Annotated in this window: 21 protein-coding genes; 14 read left to right on the forward strand and 7 right to left on the reverse strand. The window is 29.0% G+C overall.

All coding sequences use genetic code 11. The annotated features are described in order from the left end of the window. Positions 1-3: 3 nt before the first annotated feature. Genes H0I29_RS14460 through H0I29_RS14475 form a run of 4 tightly spaced genes read left to right on the forward strand, consistent with a single transcriptional unit; the run spans position 4 to position 5568 of the window. Complete coding sequence (locus H0I29_RS14460; RefSeq protein ID WP_218752961.1) at positions 4-663, forward strand: DUF1266 domain-containing protein; 660 nt, start codon at positions 4-6, stop codon at positions 661-663. After that, positions 660-2909, forward strand: a complete 2250-nt coding sequence (locus H0I29_RS14465) for a hypothetical protein (protein WP_218752962.1) — start codon at positions 660-662, stop codon at positions 2907-2909. The genes H0I29_RS14460 and H0I29_RS14465 overlap by 4 nt, the downstream gene beginning before the upstream one ends. Before the next feature lie 23 nt (positions 2910-2932). Further along, the gene (locus H0I29_RS14470) at positions 2933-4900 is read left to right on the forward strand and encodes a tetratricopeptide repeat protein (RefSeq protein WP_218752963.1); all 1968 of its coding nucleotides are present in this window, start codon (positions 2933-2935) and stop codon (positions 4898-4900) included. A gap of 5 nt (positions 4901-4905) precedes the next feature. Beyond that, positions 4906-5568 (forward strand): response regulator transcription factor, encoded by a 663-nt coding sequence (locus H0I29_RS14475; protein WP_218752964.1) that lies wholly within the window; start codon positions 4906-4908, stop codon positions 5566-5568. Between the two features lie 36 nt (positions 5569-5604). Here H0I29_RS14475 and H0I29_RS14480 read toward each other — a convergent pair whose 3' ends face one another. After that, complete coding sequence (locus tag H0I29_RS14480) at positions 5605-6597, reverse strand: hypothetical protein (RefSeq protein ID WP_218752965.1); 993 nt, start codon at positions 6595-6597, stop codon at positions 5605-5607. A gap of 150 nt (positions 6598-6747) precedes the next feature. Between H0I29_RS14480 and H0I29_RS14485 the strand changes: the two genes are divergently transcribed. After that, positions 6748-7143 carry a hypothetical protein gene (locus H0I29_RS14485; RefSeq protein WP_218752966.1) on the forward strand — a complete coding sequence of 132 codons (396 nt, stop codon included), beginning with the start codon at positions 6748-6750 and terminating at the stop codon, positions 7141-7143. A 107-nt stretch (positions 7144-7250) separates the two neighbouring features. Here the strand turns inward: H0I29_RS14485 and H0I29_RS14490 are convergent, their stop codons facing one another. Then, positions 7251-7652 (reverse strand): hypothetical protein, encoded by a 402-nt coding sequence (locus H0I29_RS14490; protein WP_218733550.1) that lies wholly within the window; start codon positions 7650-7652, stop codon positions 7251-7253. Between the two features lie 252 nt (positions 7653-7904). Here H0I29_RS14490 and H0I29_RS14495 point away from each other — a divergent pair, with 252 nt between their 5' ends. The 8 genes from H0I29_RS14495 to H0I29_RS14530 all read left to right on the forward strand — a co-directional run bounded on the left by H0I29_RS14495 (position 7905) and on the right by H0I29_RS14530 (position 13202). After that, positions 7905-8072, forward strand: a complete 168-nt coding sequence (locus H0I29_RS14495; RefSeq protein WP_218733552.1) for a Lacal_2735 family protein — start codon at positions 7905-7907, stop codon at positions 8070-8072. 13 nt (positions 8073-8085) lie between these two features. Further along, entirely contained in the window at positions 8086-8487 is a 402-nt protein-coding gene (locus tag H0I29_RS14500) for a DUF2452 domain-containing protein (protein ID WP_218733554.1), read from the forward strand. A 1-nt stretch (position 8488) separates the two neighbouring features. Beyond that, positions 8489-8779, forward strand: coding sequence for a TIGR03643 family protein (locus tag H0I29_RS14505; protein WP_218733556.1), 291 nt, complete (start codon positions 8489-8491; stop codon positions 8777-8779). A gap of 109 nt (positions 8780-8888) precedes the next feature. Next, on the forward strand, positions 8889-10346 hold the full coding sequence (locus tag H0I29_RS14510; protein ID WP_218752967.1) for a cryptochrome/deoxyribodipyrimidine photo-lyase family protein: 1458 nt from the start codon (positions 8889-8891) through the stop codon (positions 10344-10346). Then, positions 10346-10972 carry a flavin reductase family protein gene (locus H0I29_RS14515; protein WP_218752969.1) on the forward strand — a complete coding sequence of 209 codons (627 nt, stop codon included), beginning with the start codon at positions 10346-10348 and terminating at the stop codon, positions 10970-10972. Before H0I29_RS14510 ends, H0I29_RS14515 begins: the two co-directional genes overlap by 1 nt. A 2-nt stretch (positions 10973-10974) precedes the next feature. Further along, a complete protein-coding gene (locus H0I29_RS14520) occupies positions 10975-11103 on the forward strand; it encodes a DUF2256 domain-containing protein (RefSeq protein WP_218752971.1) in 129 nt (42 codons plus the stop codon). Then, complete coding sequence (locus H0I29_RS14525) at positions 11100-12581, forward strand: cryptochrome/photolyase family protein (protein ID WP_218752973.1); 1482 nt, start codon at positions 11100-11102, stop codon at positions 12579-12581. Before H0I29_RS14520 ends, H0I29_RS14525 begins: the two co-directional genes overlap by 4 nt. A 129-nt stretch (positions 12582-12710) precedes the next feature. After that, positions 12711-13202 (forward strand): CIA30 family protein, encoded by a 492-nt coding sequence (locus H0I29_RS14530; protein WP_218752975.1) that lies wholly within the window; start codon positions 12711-12713, stop codon positions 13200-13202. 37 nt (positions 13203-13239) lie between these two features. On the opposite strand, the gene H0I29_RS14535 is transcribed toward H0I29_RS14530, so the two are convergent. Beyond that, entirely contained in the window at positions 13240-13923 is a 684-nt protein-coding gene (locus H0I29_RS14535; protein ID WP_218752977.1) for an SDR family NAD(P)-dependent oxidoreductase, read from the reverse strand. A gap of 103 nt (positions 13924-14026) precedes the next feature. Between H0I29_RS14535 and H0I29_RS14540 the strand changes: the two genes are divergently transcribed. Then, complete coding sequence (locus H0I29_RS14540) at positions 14027-15277, forward strand: FAD-dependent oxidoreductase (protein WP_218752979.1); 1251 nt, start codon at positions 14027-14029, stop codon at positions 15275-15277. Positions 15278-15507: 230 nt separating this feature from the next. Here H0I29_RS14540 and H0I29_RS14545 read toward each other — a convergent pair whose 3' ends face one another. From H0I29_RS14545 to H0I29_RS14560, 4 genes are all read right to left on the reverse strand, one after another. Continuing rightward, on the reverse strand, positions 15508-15966 hold the full coding sequence (locus H0I29_RS14545) for a DUF2062 domain-containing protein (protein ID WP_218733571.1): 459 nt from the start codon (positions 15964-15966) through the stop codon (positions 15508-15510). A 146-nt stretch (positions 15967-16112) separates the two neighbouring features. Further along, positions 16113-16658, reverse strand: a complete 546-nt coding sequence (locus H0I29_RS14550) for a YceI family protein (RefSeq protein ID WP_218752981.1) — start codon at positions 16656-16658, stop codon at positions 16113-16115. A gap of 59 nt (positions 16659-16717) precedes the next feature. Continuing rightward, positions 16718-17185 carry an OB-fold putative lipoprotein gene (locus tag H0I29_RS14555; RefSeq protein WP_218752983.1) on the reverse strand — a complete coding sequence of 156 codons (468 nt, stop codon included), beginning with the start codon at positions 17183-17185 and terminating at the stop codon, positions 16718-16720. A 73-nt stretch (positions 17186-17258) separates the two neighbouring features. Continuing rightward, positions 17259-17540: a hypothetical protein gene (locus H0I29_RS14560; protein ID WP_218752984.1), complete on the reverse strand. Its 282-nt coding sequence runs from the start codon at positions 17538-17540 to the stop codon at positions 17259-17261. Between the last annotated feature and the right edge of the window lie 4 nt (positions 17541-17544).

Below are 17544 nucleotides of genomic sequence, written 5' to 3' on the forward strand. Positions count from 1 at the left end.
ATAATGACACAAGAAATAACACCAAAAATACAAGACCAATTAAATTTATCGGCCTTGATTTTGAAGAAAAATTATAAAAGTGCCGACTTAACAAGTTGGTCTGGTTTCGATTTAGAAAACCAAATGCATGTTAAGCAAGCAAAACGACTTTTAAGTTTATATGGCATAAAATCTGGTTTGCATTTACGTAATAGTTTACAGCGTTACGAAAACGGAGAAATGGTTTCTAATGCGTTCGAAAAACTAGCAATAGAATTCCGAATGAGTACCACAAGAGATTTTGATGCAAAATACAATGCCGAAGAAAACCCAAAAACGAAAGGCATTTATAAAATGGTTTGGAAATATCGGTTTAGTCTAAAAAAGCAAAAATTAATTGGGTACGAAATGGCGTATTATATTTTTCAAATACGCTTAGGGCACGTATTAGGTTTTATTGATACAAGAGAAATGATTTTACGTTTAGAAGAAGCGAACGACACTATAAAATCTACCTTTTCTAGTTGGGGAGAATTTCATAGAAATGTATGTTTAGGAGATGAATATGTTTTAGGAACAACAGAACAAGATATTAGTAAATTTCCAGGAATGGAAACACTTTGGGAATGCTACCAACGCTTATATATAGAACACGCCGATTGGTTTAAAACATGGAGAAAATGAGTTTAACAAGACAAGAAGTTATCACACAAATAGCGCGTGCAGAAGAACTTTATAAAGCAAATCTTTATGCTCCTTTGCAACCTATTATGGCCAATATTCAAGAAAATATTGAAATATTAGGAGAGAGTTATCCTGCAGATACTGCCAGATATTATCGTATGTATATGCTTTATATTGGTGTTTTTGAAGAACTAAATATGCCTGTTTTAGAGTCTTATTTACAGGCTTTAATCAATATAAATGAAGTTTTACCTTCAGATTACGAATACGTTTGTAGTTATTATAAACAATGTAAAGATTGGGTGTATGAAACGGCATTAATGGCACATCCGTATAACGAAACTTTACACATCCATTTTGCTTTAAAGCTGCAAGAAGAAAACCGATTTGAAGAAGCAATTGTTACGTTAAAATATATTTTAGAATGTTATCCTGTGTTAACCGAAGCTCGGTTTTTACTTTGGGAGGTGGAAACTGCTCGTATAGAGCAATTACGTATTTCTACGGAAGTAACAGATGCTTATGAATTATTAAATTTAGCATCAGATACTCATCGTAAGGAAATTTTAAAAGGCTTACAATTTGATGATAGTTTAGAGCAAGCAGATCAAAATTTAGCACGTATTCAAGTAGCCTTATGGGACAATAAATCTTCCGAAAATAAAAAGCAATGGATTGCAGAATGGAGACATTTAGAATTAACAGATATTACTCGTTTTTTATTAGCAGATTATGCTAAATCTTTTATGATGTACGATATGGTGTCACAAATTTTAGCAGCACCACAAAAACCTATATTTCCAGAAGAAAATTACACCAATTTTCAAGAATATCAAAATTATATGGAAGCCTTAGCAAACTCTGGTTGGCAATTGGCACAACATCAATATTTGTTAATAGGAAATTCATCATACTATTATTCAAAAAACAAAAAAACCATAGAAATTTGTGTAGAACGCGGTTTAGCTATAAACCCGAAAAATCCGTTGCTACTAGTTTTAAAAGCGAAGTCTTTTTTCTTTGTAAAAGATTATAATGCTACGGGAGCAGCTTATCATGAGGCCTTTAAAAATGGACTTAGAATGAGTGAATATTTGTTTTATTTACTAGAAGTGAATAGTAGAATAGAAAGTTGGCAAGGTATTTTAGATATTGTAGTACAATTTCACAGAAGAAAAGCACCAACGCTTAAAACCTTATTTTTTCAAGCGCGTGCGCTTATTAAATTAAACAGATTTGATGAAGCTTATAAAGTTATTAATGAAGCACTTTTAGATTTTCCGTTACCACAACATTCGTACGCACCTTGGTTGTATAATTTACGTATGATTATTCATAAAAGAAACCATAATTACACCGCCTTTTTTGAAGATATGCAAGAAGAAATTAACTTTTATAAAATTGGTGATGACGATTATTGTAGTACCATGAATATGTGTATTGAAGCACTTATAGAAAAAGGAGATTGTGAAGAAAGTTATAAATACGCGATCTATAATTATGAGCAAGGAAAATTATCGGCAGACTTATATCCTGTATTTCAATGGATCTGTTTTTACACCTTTTTAAAAAAACCAGACGATTTAAAGAAAGTTACGGAAGCCGATTTAGTACAAAACCCAACTACATTTATAGATTACAGAAATAACGGTTTTATCTTTTGGATGTTAAGAAATACTACGGATGGATCAGCATCTTTAAAAAAGGCAGCAGAACTTTCTACGAATAAAGGTGCTTATTTAAAATTAGCATTAGTGTGTTTAACAGAAGGGTTTGATAAGCCATCTGCTATAGCACTTTGTGAAACCATTAAAAAAGAAGCTCCGGAAGCTAGAGATTGGAAACTAGATTTTGAATATGCTAATTTATTAAAAGAAGATAACCAACATGAAAAAGCTTTATTAGCACATCAAAATTTATTACAACGTTATCCAGAAGAATCGTTTTTTAATTTCCCTAAAGATGAGTATCATGTAATGTTAAGAGTCTTTAAACATTTTTCTAAAGAGTTAAATAATGTAGAAGGATTTACAAAATACAATGCGATGTATCTAAGTAAAGATAATCCGTCTGAAGATGCTTTGTTAGAACAATTAGAAATTGCAACCACAAATTATAAAGAAGATGTATTTTTGCAACATAATTTACTGGAAAACGTTTCTAAATTAAATATTGAATTTAAAAACGGAGAAATTGAAATGTTAAAAGAATTGAAAACAAAAATTAGAAACATTTATTTCGCTTAAAGGTACTATGTTTACATAACTTAATGAAGCTACTTATAAAACATCATCTTTTAGTAATACTCCTTTTCTTAGGCGTAATTAATCTCACTTTTGCACAGGCGGTAAATAATACGCCTCGTATAGATTCTCTTACTTTAGAATATCAAAAGAACCTTAATTCTAATCCGCAAGTAGCAAAAAAAGCAGCTACAGAATGGCTTAAAGAAAGTAGAAAATTAAAAATTGATATTCAAGAAGTTAGTGCATTGTATGCTTTAGGTAATTTGGGTAATATTACTGGAGATTATAAGAGTACCATTACGTATACAAATGAAGCAATCTCTTTACTTCATAAATTAAATATAGAAAAAGGTTTAGCAGCTTGTTATAATATTATGGCATCTGCTTATAAAAACTTAGGAGAATACCCGAAAGCTATTGATAACTTTATGCAATGTTTAAGTTTTTCAGAAAAAACAAATGATAAAGTACAAGAGGCAAATGCTTATCAAAATATTGCAACCCTTTATTTGCTTCAAAAAGAATATCAAAAATCTGCAGAAAATTTAGATCGTGCAGCCAATATTTACAGAGAATTAGGTGACAATGATGGCGTTTTAACTACCTTATTTAATTTTGCTAATATTTTAAAAGAAGAAGGAAAGTTTGATAAAGCGCGTAAGCATTATAAAACAATTTTAGACTATAGAGAAAGAGAAGGAAATAAAGCAGTTATTGCTTATGTAAACATTAATCTTTCTCAAATGTTGGTGGAAGAAGAACGTTGTGAAGAAGCTGTAATTGCTTTAAAGAAAACGTTGGCACTTTTAAAAGAGTTAAAATTTAATTCTGATATTGCTATTGTTTTAAACGATTTGGGTTTATGTGAAGCTAAATTAGGAAATAAGAAAAAAGCTATTGGTTATTTTAAAGAAGCACTGTCTATTGGTGATGAACAATCTTTATTCGTTTACAAATCTGATATTTATAAGAACTTAGCACAACTTTATCAAGAAGAAAAAAACTATGAAAAAGCATTAGAGTTTTATCAAAAAGGAGTTACTACCGTTGCAGAGCAAAAGACATTAGATAAAGAAAAATATGTAGCGAAAATTCAAGAAGGGTATGAAACACAATTAAAAGAAGCTAGAATTCAGCTTTTAGAAAAGGAACAAAAAATAAGTGAAGTTGAGTTACAAAAAGTAGAATTGACTGTTAAAAGACAACGTATTGTTAGAAATGCTTTTATAGCTGGTTTTGTACTTGTAGTAGTCATTTTAATTATACTTAGATTATCTTACGTTAAACGTTTACGCATTCAGAAAGAATTAAATTTACAACAAGAAGAAAATGCAAAACAAAAAATTACAGATATGATGAAGGATCATAAATTATCTGTAATAGAACGTTATCAAGAAGGGCAAGATGAAGAACGTTCTAGATTAGCACGTGAAATTCATGATGGAATTGGAAGTGATTTGGCGGGTATAAAAATAGCTTTTGAACACTTTACAGAAAATAGTAAAGAGGAGTTACAATCTAAAAGAATTGCAAATGCTATAAATAATGCTTGTGTAGATGTGCGTAGTCTTTCTCATCAATTACATCCGCTTTCTTTTTCTAAAATAGGATTTACTAGCTTTTTAACTGATTTTATTGATCAAATAACAAAGAAATCTAAACTAGATATTCAAACCTATTTCTTCCCGGAAGAAGATATAGATAAATTACCAGCAGCACTTTTAGCAGATGCTTATAGAATTGTACAAGAATTATTAAATAACATTCTAAAACATGCAGAAGCAACAAGTGCAGATGTACAATTAACCAAACATGAAGACCATTTAAATATTGTAATTACAGATAATGGTAAAGGGTTTGTAAAGAATAAAAAACAAGGAATTGGGCTACGTAATATTAAAGAACGTTTACAAAAAATAAATGGAACTTTAGATATAGATAGCAGTTCTAATCATGGAACTTCTATTACAATAGACATTCCAACAACATAAATATTGTGAAAAAAACAAACATTATTATCGCAGACGATCACCTTATGTTTTTAGAAGGCATAAACACCATATTAAGTGATATGGAAGAAATTGGTGAAATACATATAGCAACAGAAGGTAAACAAGTAATTCGATTGTTAAGTCAGTTTGAAGTTGGCTTAATTATTAGTGATATTAGCATGCCAAAAATGGACGGTATTGAGTTACTTACCGAAATAAAGAAAAAGCATAGTAAGGTAAAAATTATTATGTTAAGCATGTTAGATAACCATAGAACGGTACATAAAGTAATACAAAAAGGTGCTGATGGTTTTGTGCCAAAATTTACAAGTAAAGACGAATTGCAAAAAGCGGTACGTACCGTTTTAGGTAACGAACAATATTTTTCTAAATTGATAAAAGAACGTTATATGGAAAGCGTTTTTAAACGTAAAAAATATAAAAATATAGAAATTTCTCCTCGAGAAAAAGAAGTATTAGCGCTTTTATCGGAAGAGTTAACGTCTAAAGAAATTTCTGAAAAATTGTTTATTTCTGTAAATACGGTAGAAACACATAGAAAAAATATCCTTTTAAAAACAGGCTCTAAAACAACAACCGGAGCTGTAAAATACGCCATAGAATCTGGTTTATTTGATAATAAAAAAAGAGGCTTTACATATATGTAAAGCCTCTTTTTTATCTAAAAATTGACGAAAAAATCATTATTTAGTTCTAATTCCTTCTTTTTCGATCGTTTCTACAATTTGTCTTAATTCCTTTACATAAGAGCTTTTGTCATTTTCTTCTGTTAACAATTCTCCGCGATAAATAAACTTAGAATCCAAGTCAAAAAAGACAATATAAATTCCTGTTTGTGGATTTTTCCATTTTCCTTTTCCTTCATTTACAATTCTCTTATCCTCTAAATACTGAATCCAAGCTCCTTTAGATAAAGAAGATTTATCTATATAAATTTTGCTATGTTTAGTAATTTTAAAATAAGGATATGGTGTTGCTAATTTAGTTTGTATATTTTTTGTAATCATTGTTTTTAAAATATCAAAATCAGTCACTTTTTTAGATAACACCATTGGTTTTACTTGCCATTTGCTATCATCAATATCTAATGGAATTATCATAAAACCATCTGGATGTTTCGCTGTTTTAATTAGTAAGCTAAATTGAAAACCAGTGTTTAACTCAATATAAGATTGATTTAATCGATCTATAAAACGTATAACTACATTTTCCAATTCATTAGGTTTTAGATCTCTCTTAAAATTTAATTCAATGTTTTTTGTCGAAAAAATTATTTCAGGAATTTCATTTTTAAAATCCGCTATAACCGCTTGTCTTGTTTTATATTGTTTTAATGCATCTTGATATAAATCATCAAAAGTTATTAATTCTGATGTTGGATACATCGGCAAAGTGTCATTTTCTAGGATTTCTTTTACATTGATGTGTGTATAAAACTCAATTTCAGGAATGTCTTTATCATAAATTAAGACACTAAACATATTAGGGTCCATTGTTGCTGCATTAAAAAAACGATTTAAATCACTAAAAACAAGTTTACCATTATATTCTCTTTGCAAATAGGTTTCTAAATTTAAAGAAGCTTTCTTTTTAGAAATTCCGATATAATTAGAACAACCTACAACGATTAGTATTAAAATTATTAAACAAATTACTGACATAATTGTAATTTTCATATGCTGTTATTTTATAAAATAAATGTAGACGAATCTATTGGTAAAGCACTCACGGAATTCAGTGAGTTTTTAGTTTCACTTAATGATGGTACAAATTTAAGAATCTCTTCTAATATCTTTGAAGTATTACAGAAATGAAAAAAAGGCATCATGAAATTAGAAGAAAAAAAAGCGGCGAAATTAATAGAAGACCAATATTTAGGAGCTTATCAGAAAGAAGTAAATGAGATTCTAGGTAAAGAAATCCCTATTAATATTAATTGGGATACTTTTGAAATATGCTTTATTAAATTTGTGCCAAGTATCTGTTTACAACGCCTTACAGATGGTTTAAAAGAAGTTTGTAAAAACGATAAGTTAAGAGAAGTTATTGCAGCAAATATAAACGCAATAGAAATATATTGTGTACCTAATGAAGATGCGGAAACTAAAAAAGAATTAAAATTAGGTGGTGGTGTATTTTCTTTAACAGCATGTTGGGGCGGTCATCAAAGTGGTTATTATACAGACTTAGATATTACCGAATATTTAGAAAGTAATTTATAGATGTGCTAATTATTTTTTTATGTTTTAAATAGGATTTATAAATTGAATAAGAAGGCCTTTTAGATGTAGATCTTAAAGGCCTTTTAGATAATTATACTATAGATTTCTTAATTCATTTTTACATCATTAAAAACAACACCTGATAAAATTCCACTAAAATAAGTACCTTGAGACTGTACGTTATTTTCTGAAAAAGATTGATTGTAATTATGGATGATAGCATCATCAAAAACAAAATTAATTACAGGTTCATCTTGGTTTTGGTGATAAATTTTTAAACTACCAGACCATTCACCTGGTTTACGAGATAACCATTCTAAAAAGAAAGTACAAATATCATTATTCATTGCTCCAGATATATTTACATCTAAACCTCTGTCTTGTTCTTCGTTTGGATAGAAAGTAGAAGATAAATTATAATCACATTGCGATAGCTTAAATAGCTTTTCTGTATGTTCGTCTTTTTTAATTCTTAACTCTATACGCTGAATTACATTTAATTCTTTCATATTATAATTGTTTTTTTATTTAATACAAAGTTGAAGGAATTAACTTAAATATTTCTAACTGTTTTCAGTGATATTTATAATCAACAATAAGAAGTGTGAATAGAGTGATGTGCATATGCTTTTTTACAAAACTTAACTTTTAACTGCTATAAAAGCATCACCTTATATATTACTAAATCTTCTTATATGTAGTTTTGTTTAATCAAAACAAGTAATTGTTAAACATTTTGTATATTTACACAAAAAATAGAGATGTTCGGAATATTTAAAAAGAAAACAGAAGTACAAAAATTACAAAGTAAATATGAAAACCTTATGAAGGAAGCTTATTCTTTGTCTACTTCGGATAGAAAAAAGAGCGATAAAAAGACATGTGAGGCAGAAGAAGTGATGAAACAATTAATAGCTCTTAAGGCATAGATTTTATAAAGATATGAAAGAAGATAAAAAACCAGACAATGTAGTTTTTAATACAGAAACTCAAAAGTATGATGCATCGCTGAAACCATATGCAACTTCTGTTGGTGCTCCGGTTATAACAACTTCTGATAGTATTGCTTGGAAAAATAGAAGTATTAATAAGGTGAATCATAAAATGAAGTCGAAGTATTTAGAGTTAAAAGCTGAATATGAAGATATGATGAAGGAGTATGAGTATAATAAAATGATTTTTGATGCGGAATTTACTTTTGAACCTATTCTTGGAGAAATATATCATTTGTACAAAAGAGATAACGAAGAAACTTTTTTGTCAATTATAGCTCCAAATGAATGTCGTTTTAATTCTTTAGGTAGTTTTTATTTAAGTGCAGATCAAATTTGGAAAAAGGTATAAGATGAAATTAGAAACAAAACAATTTACAGAAAGAGAATTAGATCGTATTATAGAGATGGCTTGGGAAGATAGAACTCCTTTTGAAGCTATTGAATTCCAATTCGGATTACCAGAAAAGCAAGTAATACTTGTAATGAGAGGTAATTTAAAAGAATCAAGTTTTAAACGTTGGCGTAAACGAGTACATAGTGGTGTAAGTCAAAAACACTTAAAAAAACGCAATCCAAGTATTACACGTTTTAAGTGTTCTCGTCAAAAAGAAATTTCGGGTAATAGAATTAGTAAACGTTAATAAGAGGGAGATAACAAGGTTATTACTTTCCATATTTTATAAGGATAAAAATAAAATAATATCTAAAAAAAACTCGTGTTTACATCGAGGTCATTTATTTAAATACGTATTGAAAAAACAGCCTATAAATATTGTTTGGTTAAAACGAGATATTCGTTCACAAGATCACGAACCTTTGCATAAAGCGGAGAAATCAGGTGTTCCGTACAAAATAATTTATGTGTTTGAACCTTCAATTATTGAATATCCAGATACCAGTCCAAGACATTTAAAGTTTATTTATAATTCTATTAAAGCTTTAAACAATACCCTTAAACCTTTTAACAGAAATGTAAGTGTTTTTTATGCGGAAGCGATGGAGGTATATCATCATTTGAATGAAGAATTCAATATACAAAATGTTTTTAGTTATCAAGAAAGTGGAATTCAAATAACTTGGCAACGTGATAAAACAGTTAGCTCTTTCTTTAATCAAAATAAAATAGTTTGGCAAGAATTTCAGCGTGACGGTATTTTACGAGGTATTAAAAATAGAGATAATTGGAATAAGCAATGGCATATCACCATGCATACTCCGGTAATTCAAAATAGGTATTCAATTTCTAAAGAAGCAGCGTTGAAACATCCTTTTTTGTTACCTGAAGCATTGGAAAAAGCATGGAAAGAATATCCAAAACAATTTCAACCTGCCGGAGAACGAAATGCTTGGCGTTATTTAAAATCGTTTGCAGCAGAAAGAGGCAAAAATTACCAAAAGCATATTTCAAAACCAACAGAAAGTAGGATTTCTTGTAGTAGATTATCACCATATCTTGCTTGGGGAAATATTACAATAAAGCAAGCTTTTCAGTTTGTAGGTACGCATCCTAATGGAACAAAAAACGATAAAGCATTTTCTGCAATGTTAACACGTTTGCACTGGCATTGTCATTTTATTCAAAAGTTTGAGGTAGCATGCAGTTATGAAACGGCATGTATAAATAAAGGTTATGAATTATTAGCACATCAAAAGAATGAAAAATTTATTAAAGCATGGAAAACAGGAATGACAGGTGTGCCTTTAGTTGATGCTTGTATGCGTGCCGTTGAACAAACAGGATGGATTAATTTTAGAATGCGAGCAATGGTAGTTTCATTTTTAACACTCAATTTAGACCAAGATTGGCGAGATGGAGCCTACCATTTGGCAAGGCAATTTTTAGATTATCACCCAGGGATACATTATCCGCAGTTTCAAATGCAAGCAGGCACTACAGGTATTAATACCGTACGTTTATATAATCCTGTAAAGAATTCTCAAGAACATGACCCTGAGGGAGTCTTTATAAAAAAATGGATTCCAGAATTAACAAATGTTCCAGTAGCATACATTCACGAACCTTGGAAAATGACAATCATGGAGCAAACGTTTTGTGGAGTTATAATTGGTGAAAATTATCCATTACCCATTGTTAATCTGCAAGAAAGTGCGCAATTGGCTCGAGATAAAATATGGGGACATAAAAAGCATCCTGCAGTAGAAAAAGAAAAGAATCGCATTTTAAATATGCACGTAAATAGAAAATAATGATTTACAATAAACAAGATATAGAAGGATTTGACCGTGTTACTAAATTAAAAATCATTAATTCGGTTACAGGTATAAAGCCAGCAAACCTTATAGGTACTATAAATAATAAAGGGCAAAGTAATTTAGCTATTTTTAGCTCTATAGTTCATTTAGGTAGTAGTCCTGCATTGTTAGGTTTTATTACAAGACCACAAACAGCAGAAGTAGGGCATACGTATGCTAATATTAAAGAGAATAAAGTATATACAATCAACCATATCCATCAAGGTTTTATAAAGAATGCGCATTATACATCAGCAAAGTTTGATGCAAACACGTCTGAATTTAAACGCTGTAATCTTACTGAAGAATATATGGAAGATTTTAAGGCGCCATTTGTAAAAGAAAGTAACTTTAAAATAGGAATGCGCTTTGTAGAAGCTGTTGATATAAAACATAACGGCACCAAATTAATTATAGGAGAAATAGAACAGTTAATTTTTCCAGATGATGTTATCGTAGATGGTGATATTGATTTAGAAGCTACCGAAAGTATTGGTATTTCTGGCTTAAATAGTTATTATTCCCTAAAAAAGATAGCAAAGCATCCTTATGTAAGAATAGATGAAGTTCCTGAATTATAAGAATGAAAAAACAACACCTTCCTGAAAAAATATGTATCGTTTGTAAACGACCATTTACATGGCGTAAAAAATGGGAAAAGAATTGGGAAGCTGTAAAGTATTGTAGTGAACGTTGTAGAAGAAATAAATGAAAACAATCAATTTAATATTTCCGCATCAATTATTTGAAGAATCTCCAATTTTTCAAGTAGATGCACCTGTCTATTTAATAGAAGAATATTTATTTTTTAAGGAGTATTCTTTTCATAAACAGAAAATAGCATTTCATAGAGCTACCATGAAACGGTATGCTGATTTTCTTCAGAAAGAAAAAAATATTGATGTACATTATATTGAAGCAATAACAGATACTTCCGATATTAGAGAATTGATTCCTGCTTTAAAGCAAAAAGGAATTGAGCATATTAACTATATAGACCCAACAGATAATTGGCTTTATAAAAGAATAGAAAAAGTGTGCTTAGAACATAATATAACTTCTACAATTTATGATTCTCCTCTGTTTTTAAACTCAAAAGAAGAGTTGCAAGTTTTCTTTAGAAAGGATAAAAAGAAATACCATCAAACAACTTTTTATACCGATCAAAGGAAAAAACGTAATATTCTTTTAGAACCCGATGGAAAACCAACAGGAGGAAAATGGACTTTTGATACCGAAAACCGAAAGAAATATCCAGCTAAAAAAACACCACCGTCAATTCAGTTTCCTAATGTTGATGGATATTTTAAAGAAGCACAGCAGTATGTGAATACTCATTTTTCAAATAATTTAGGGGATTTAACAAATTACGCTTTATATCCAACTGATTTTAAAACGAGTAAAGATTGGTTACATCAGTTTTTTGAACAGCGCTTTATGGAGTTTGGGGTGTATGAAGATGCTATTGTTGCTGAAAATTCAATATTAAATCATAGTGTGTTAACACCAATGCTTAATGTTGGTTTAATAACGCCTAAATATATAGTTGATGCTTGTTTGTTATTTGCAGAAGAAAATAATATTCCTATTAATTCTACAGAAGGGTTTATAAGGCAAATTATCGGATGGCGAGAATTTATAAGAGGTATTTACGAAGCGAGAGGAAGTGAAGAAAGGACTACCAATTTTTGGAAATTTACAAAGAAGATTCCGAAATCGTTTTACGACGGAACTACAGGTATAGGTCCAATTGATCAGACGATAAAGAAAGTATTAAAAACAGGATATTGTAATCATATAGAACGTTTAATGGTGTTAGGTAATTTTATGATGTTATGTGAATTTGCCCCAGATGAGGTATACAAATGGTTTATGGAATTATTTATAGATGCTTATGATTGGGTAATGGTGACTAATATTTACGGAATGAGTCAGTTTGCAGATGGAGGTTTAATAGCTACGAAGCCTTATATAAGTGGTAGTAATTATCTTATGAAAATGAGCAATTATAAAAAGGGAGAATGGCAAGCAACTTGGGATGGTCTTTTTTGGCGTTTTATGAATACACATCGTGATTTCTTTTTGTCGAACCCAAGATTAGGGATGTTAGTGCGTATGTTTGATAAAATGCCTTTAGAAAAACAAGAATTACATATTAAAAATGCTGAGAGGTATCTTTTAAAACTTTAAAAAAATCATATAGAGAAAGGAAAAAATATTACTTACAATAGTAATAGTAATAGTAATATTGGTATAGGTTTATTTTTTTTAAGGAATGCCAAATAAATATACTCAATAATTTAATTTTAAAAAAAAAATATGGAACAATTAGTTATTTTTGATAGTAATACAAATCGTAATGCTGATAATTGGAAGATTATTAATGATGCCGTAATGGGAGGGAAGTCGTCTGGATTATTTTCTTTAAAAGAAAATGGTAATTGTGTTTTTAGTGGAACTGTGTCTTTAGAAAATAATGGCGGATTTTCTTTGTTGAGGAATCGTTTTGATAAAATAGTACCGAACAAATATTCTAAAGTTATTATCAGAGTTAAAGGAGACGGAAAAAGATATCAATTTAGAATAAGAAGTAAAGTAACAGATGATCATGTTTATATTGCTTTTTTTGAAACGTCTAATGAATGGGAAGATATTGAAATATTGTTATCAGATATGTATCCTACCTTTAGAGGTAATAAATTACAAAAACCAAATTATAGTAAAGAGAGTCTAGAAGAATTAGCTTTTTTAATTGGAAATAAAAAGGCAGAAGGTTTTAAGTTAGAAATAGAGGCTGTTATTTTAGAATAATAACAGCCTTATTTTTTATAGTTTTGTTGAGGTTCAATTATATTTTAAACGATACAATACCGCAATCCATTTCAAATATTTGACCAGAAAAAGAAGCTGCATTGTCAGATAATAAGAATTCAGCGGTTGCAGCTACTTCCTTGGGATTTAAAAATCTTTTTAAAGGATGTCTTTCTGTTATTTTTTCAATCATTTTATCATTTCTTAATAATTTAGAAGACAATTCTGTATCTGTTATGGTTGGTGCAATTGCATTAACTCTAATTGTAGGAGCCAATTCAGCACCTAATGATTTTACCAAACCTTCTACCGCAGATTTAGAAGTTGCAATACTTGCGTGAAATGGCATTCCTAACTTAGAGGCAACAGTGCTAAATAATAATATGGATGGATTAATTCCTTTTTTTAATTGTGGTAAATATTTTTGAATCGCTTTTACGGCTCCTAAAACATTAATTTCAAAATCGTCTCTAAAATCACTTAATTTTAATCTAGAGATAGGTTTTAAATTAATACTACCAGGGCAATAAACAAGACTGTCAACATTAGTTAAATCTGGTAATTCGTCAGTAAGTATATCGCAATTAAAATGTGTTAAATTAGGGTGTTCATCTTCGGGTTTTGTTCTACTTATATTTATAACCTTGTTTTTATCCAAAAGTGAATTTACTATTTCGTGGCCAATACCTTTGCTTCCGCCTATTATTAATATATTTTTCATTATTTCTTTTTTTTAATAAATACGTATAAATTATTCTTGTATTACAACAAAAATACGTAATTTTGTTTAATACTTTTTGTTAAAGGTTAAACAAAATAAAAATATGAAGAAAGAAGATTATAAAATACATATTATTGGTGCGGGTATTAGTGGTTTAATAGCAGCTACTGTACTTGAACAAAATGGGTATTCTCCTACGATCATAGAAGTTACAGATAGTGTTGGAGGAAGGGTGAAAACAGATTTGATAGATGGTTATCAATTAGATCATGGTTTTCAAGTCTTACTTACAGCGTATCCTGCAGCTCAAAAATATCTTGATTTTAAATCTTTAGAATTACAATATTTTTTACCAGGTGCCACTATTTTTAAAAACGGTACGCAAACCACTTTAGGAGATCCTTTTAGAGATATATCGTTACTTTTTTCAACTTTATTTTCTGGTATAGGCAATTTTTCTGATAAAATTAAAATATTAAAACTGAATAAGAAGCTGAAGCAAAAAACGATGTCAGAAATATTTTCTTGCAAAGAGCAATCTACATGGTCATATTTAGAAGAGTTTGGTTTTTCTTTTAGGATGATAAATGATTTCTTTACCCCATTTTTTAGCGGGATTTTTCTTGAAAACAAATTAGAGACATCTAGTAGAATGTTCGAATTTGTCTATAAAATGTTTCAGGAAGGTTATGCTACTTTACCCAAAAAGGGTATTGGAGAAATTCCTAATCAATTATATAGAAACTTAAAGAGAACTACTTTTAAATTTGATACTAAAGTAGTTTCAATAAAAGAAAGGAAAATAACTTTGGATAATAATACAATATTAGAAAGTAATTTTACAATATTGGCTACAGAAGCACATGGTTTAATTCCTAATATGAAACATCAAAAAATGGCATGGAGCTCTTGCGATACATTCTATTTTGAAATCGAAACTCGAACTATTAAAAAACCTTTAATCGGTCTTATTCCTAAAAAAGGCACTTTGATAAATAACATTTTTTATCATACAAGTTTAAAAACAACTAAGCATTCAAATAAAGAATTACTTTCTGTTACTGTGGTTGACAATCAAAATTTATCAAAGAAGGTACTTCTTGAGCGTGTACAAATAGAATTAAAGAAATATTGCAATATTGATGTTGTAAGATTTATAAATCAATATAGTATACCTTTTGCTTTACCAAAATTAAGCAATTTAAAATACGAAATGGCACCATTAGAAACAAGATTAACGCGAGGAGTTTTTTTGGCCGGAGACACATTATTAAACGGTTCGTTAAATGCAGCTATCATTTCCGGAGAAAAAGCTGCACTAGGAGTTATAGAAACGATATCAAACATGCCTTAATATTTATATCTGTGATAATTTTATTAACCACGTTTAATCTTTTAACTACAATATTTAGACTTAAATGTTATCAACTTTATATCTAAATTGAAGTATCCCTGTTTGATCACTTGCTGAATCTTAATCTATTATAATCAATCTATTAAGGTTTTTGATGGAGTTCAAAAAAGACTGATTTAAAATATAATAATAATAAAATATAGCAATTGCAAAGAAAATTTCTTTTGATTTTATAGTTGATTATTTGGTTTTAACGTTTTCGTTTTTAATAAAATTATGGTCATAAAGCCTAATGGAAGTACAATTAATAGCCAACCAGTTATGCCGCAAATCAATTCAAAAAATAAACGCTTTATGGTATCTAAAAAAGAGACATTAAAAGCTGTTTTAATTTCTTCTACTGTTAATAAAGTATGATTGGTATTCATAATGCTTTCACCAATATGTATAAACGGTAAGAATAACATAAACTGTAATGGAGTTGCTATAAAGTTTACTGCAATCATAATTGGTAAATTCAATTTAAATTTAATTGAAACATATGTGAGTATTATAGTTGTTATACCATAAAAAGGAATAATAGTAATAAGAAGACTAATGATAATTGCTTTTAATATCGATTTCCAATGCAACCCTTGTTGAAAAGGTGCTTTAATTTTTTGAAAGATCTTTTTAAAATTTAATTGCATTGTAAAAATTTTAGTATTGTTTTATTATATAGACTTGATTATTTAGATTACTTACACTTTTTAGGTTTTTTATATAAAAAAACCAAGATAAAATACGATACCTTGGTTTTAATTATATTTAATAATACGATCTTCTTAGGGAGTTATTAATAATTTGCTTCAACAGTTACTTCCACAGTTTTAGCAATATTTGTTGAAGGTTTTCCTTTTTCAAAAGCCACTTCATAATCTGCCAATGTAATATTGAATTTAGAAGTAAGATTAATTTTACCTTCAGTTATTGTAAATTTTACATTTTCAGTTATTGGTTTACTTACACCGTTAATGGTTAAACTACCTTCTACTTTTGCAGTATAAGTTCCATTTTTACTAAACTTTACAGCTTCAATATTAACTACTTTACCTATTAATTTTGCTTTAGGATTTGCTTTTGTATTTAAAAATTTTTCACTGTTAAAATGTTTTTGCATTAAAGATTTTTCAAACTCAAAACTTTGCATAGGTACAGAAAATACAATGTTACCAGCATTTGTGTCTATAGTACTTACAGCTTTAAAGTTATTAGCTTCAATATCTTCTGCTGGTGTTGAAGAGAAAAATTTTAAGTGTGTATTTGTGCTTACTTGTTTTTGAGCAAACGAAGTTAAAGAAATAGCTATTACTGCAACGATTGTTAAAAATGATTTTTTCATGTTATTAGAATTTAATTTTAATTATTATTTGTTTGAATTATTTTGTAGTTATTCTTAATTTATTTTGTGATGACATCACACTTTTCAAGTATTACGTTTTCGTACATATCTAAATCAGTATCAAATGCTGCTCCAGATCGTATTACACCTTTTACGGTAATTTTGTCACCAATTTTAATGTTTAAAGTATGTGGGTTGGTTTCTGCTGTAAATGTGCAACTTACACCCGCTTTATCTGAGTCAGATTTTAGTAGAACAACTTTTTGTTTATTGAAGTCTTCAGAAATTTTAGCAACAATACCTTTAATTTCGAGCACTTTAGAGTTGCCTTCTTCGTCTAGGTATTTATTGTTTGCTTTTTCTGAATCTGTTAGATATTCATTTACAATTTCACTTGCACTATAGCTGAAATCTGTAGTAGTGTTTTGAACATCTCTGTGAGGTTGAAAGAAAAGTACTGCACCTATTATACCTGCAATTACAATTCCTAAACCTAAGGCGATAATTATTTTTTTCTTAATACTCATTTTATATCCTATTTTTTTGGTTACAATAGAATAGACTCTGAGTTTTAATTTACTGACAAAAAAAGTTTAAAAATTATTGTTTTTTTATTTTTTCGAGGATTTTAGATTTCCTATCTGCTGAGAGTTGAACCTTGTTATGAGGCTGTTTTTGGTTATATAACTTATCTACAGCTTCGTCTAAAAATTTTGAATGATCTTCATAAGCTTTGCATGTTTTGCAGATAGATTTGTGCAATTTTAATTTCGTTTTTTCTATTACCGATAATTTAGAAAACGTTTTTTTGTCTATTAACTCAACTGTCTTTTTACAAGAGTTGGTTAATTTATTCAATATTCTCGGTATTGTATTCTTCATTTAA

The sequence above is a fragment of the Polaribacter sp. R2A056_3_33 genome, assembly GCF_019278485.1.
Taxonomy (GTDB): Bacteria; Bacteroidota; Bacteroidia; order Flavobacteriales; family Flavobacteriaceae; genus Polaribacter.

What these genes read in the sequence shown, in the direction of transcription:
- H0I29_RS14460 (WP_218752961.1), top strand. Translation starts at nt 4, where the DNA reads ATGACACAAGAAATAACACCAAAAATACAAGACCAATTAAATTTATCG.
- H0I29_RS14465 (WP_218752962.1), top strand. Translation starts at nt 660, where the DNA reads ATGAGTTTAACAAGACAAGAAGTTATCACACAAATAGCGCGTGCAGAA.
- H0I29_RS14470 (WP_218752963.1), top strand. Translation starts at nt 2,933, where the DNA reads ATGAAGCTACTTATAAAACATCATCTTTTAGTAATACTCCTTTTCTTA.
- H0I29_RS14480 (WP_218752965.1), bottom strand. Translation starts at nt 6,597, where the DNA reads ATGAAAATTACAATTATGTCAGTAATTTGTTTAATAATTTTAATACTA.
- H0I29_RS14485 (WP_218752966.1), top strand. Translation starts at nt 6,748, where the DNA reads ATGAAATTAGAAGAAAAAAAAGCGGCGAAATTAATAGAAGACCAATAT.
- H0I29_RS14490 (WP_218733550.1), bottom strand. Translation starts at nt 7,652, where the DNA reads ATGAAAGAATTAAATGTAATTCAGCGTATAGAGTTAAGAATTAAAAAA.
- H0I29_RS14495 (WP_218733552.1), top strand. Translation starts at nt 7,905, where the DNA reads ATGTTCGGAATATTTAAAAAGAAAACAGAAGTACAAAAATTACAAAGT.
- H0I29_RS14500 (WP_218733554.1), top strand. Translation starts at nt 8,086, where the DNA reads ATGAAAGAAGATAAAAAACCAGACAATGTAGTTTTTAATACAGAAACT.
- H0I29_RS14505 (WP_218733556.1), top strand. Translation starts at nt 8,489, where the DNA reads ATGAAATTAGAAACAAAACAATTTACAGAAAGAGAATTAGATCGTATT.
- H0I29_RS14515 (WP_218752969.1), top strand. Translation starts at nt 10,346, where the DNA reads ATGATTTACAATAAACAAGATATAGAAGGATTTGACCGTGTTACTAAA.
- H0I29_RS14520 (WP_218752971.1), top strand. Translation starts at nt 10,975, where the DNA reads ATGAAAAAACAACACCTTCCTGAAAAAATATGTATCGTTTGTAAACGA.
- H0I29_RS14525 (WP_218752973.1), top strand. Translation starts at nt 11,100, where the DNA reads ATGAAAACAATCAATTTAATATTTCCGCATCAATTATTTGAAGAATCT.
- H0I29_RS14530 (WP_218752975.1), top strand. Translation starts at nt 12,711, where the DNA reads ATGGAACAATTAGTTATTTTTGATAGTAATACAAATCGTAATGCTGAT.
- H0I29_RS14535 (WP_218752977.1), bottom strand. Translation starts at nt 13,923, where the DNA reads ATGAAAAATATATTAATAATAGGCGGAAGCAAAGGTATTGGCCACGAA.
- H0I29_RS14540 (WP_218752979.1), top strand. Translation starts at nt 14,027, where the DNA reads ATGAAGAAAGAAGATTATAAAATACATATTATTGGTGCGGGTATTAGT.
- H0I29_RS14545 (WP_218733571.1), bottom strand. Translation starts at nt 15,966, where the DNA reads ATGCAATTAAATTTTAAAAAGATCTTTCAAAAAATTAAAGCACCTTTT.
- H0I29_RS14550 (WP_218752981.1), bottom strand. Translation starts at nt 16,658, where the DNA reads ATGAAAAAATCATTTTTAACAATCGTTGCAGTAATAGCTATTTCTTTA.
- H0I29_RS14555 (WP_218752983.1), bottom strand. Translation starts at nt 17,185, where the DNA reads ATGAGTATTAAGAAAAAAATAATTATCGCCTTAGGTTTAGGAATTGTA.
- H0I29_RS14560 (WP_218752984.1), bottom strand. Translation starts at nt 17,540, where the DNA reads ATGAAGAATACAATACCGAGAATATTGAATAAATTAACCAACTCTTGT.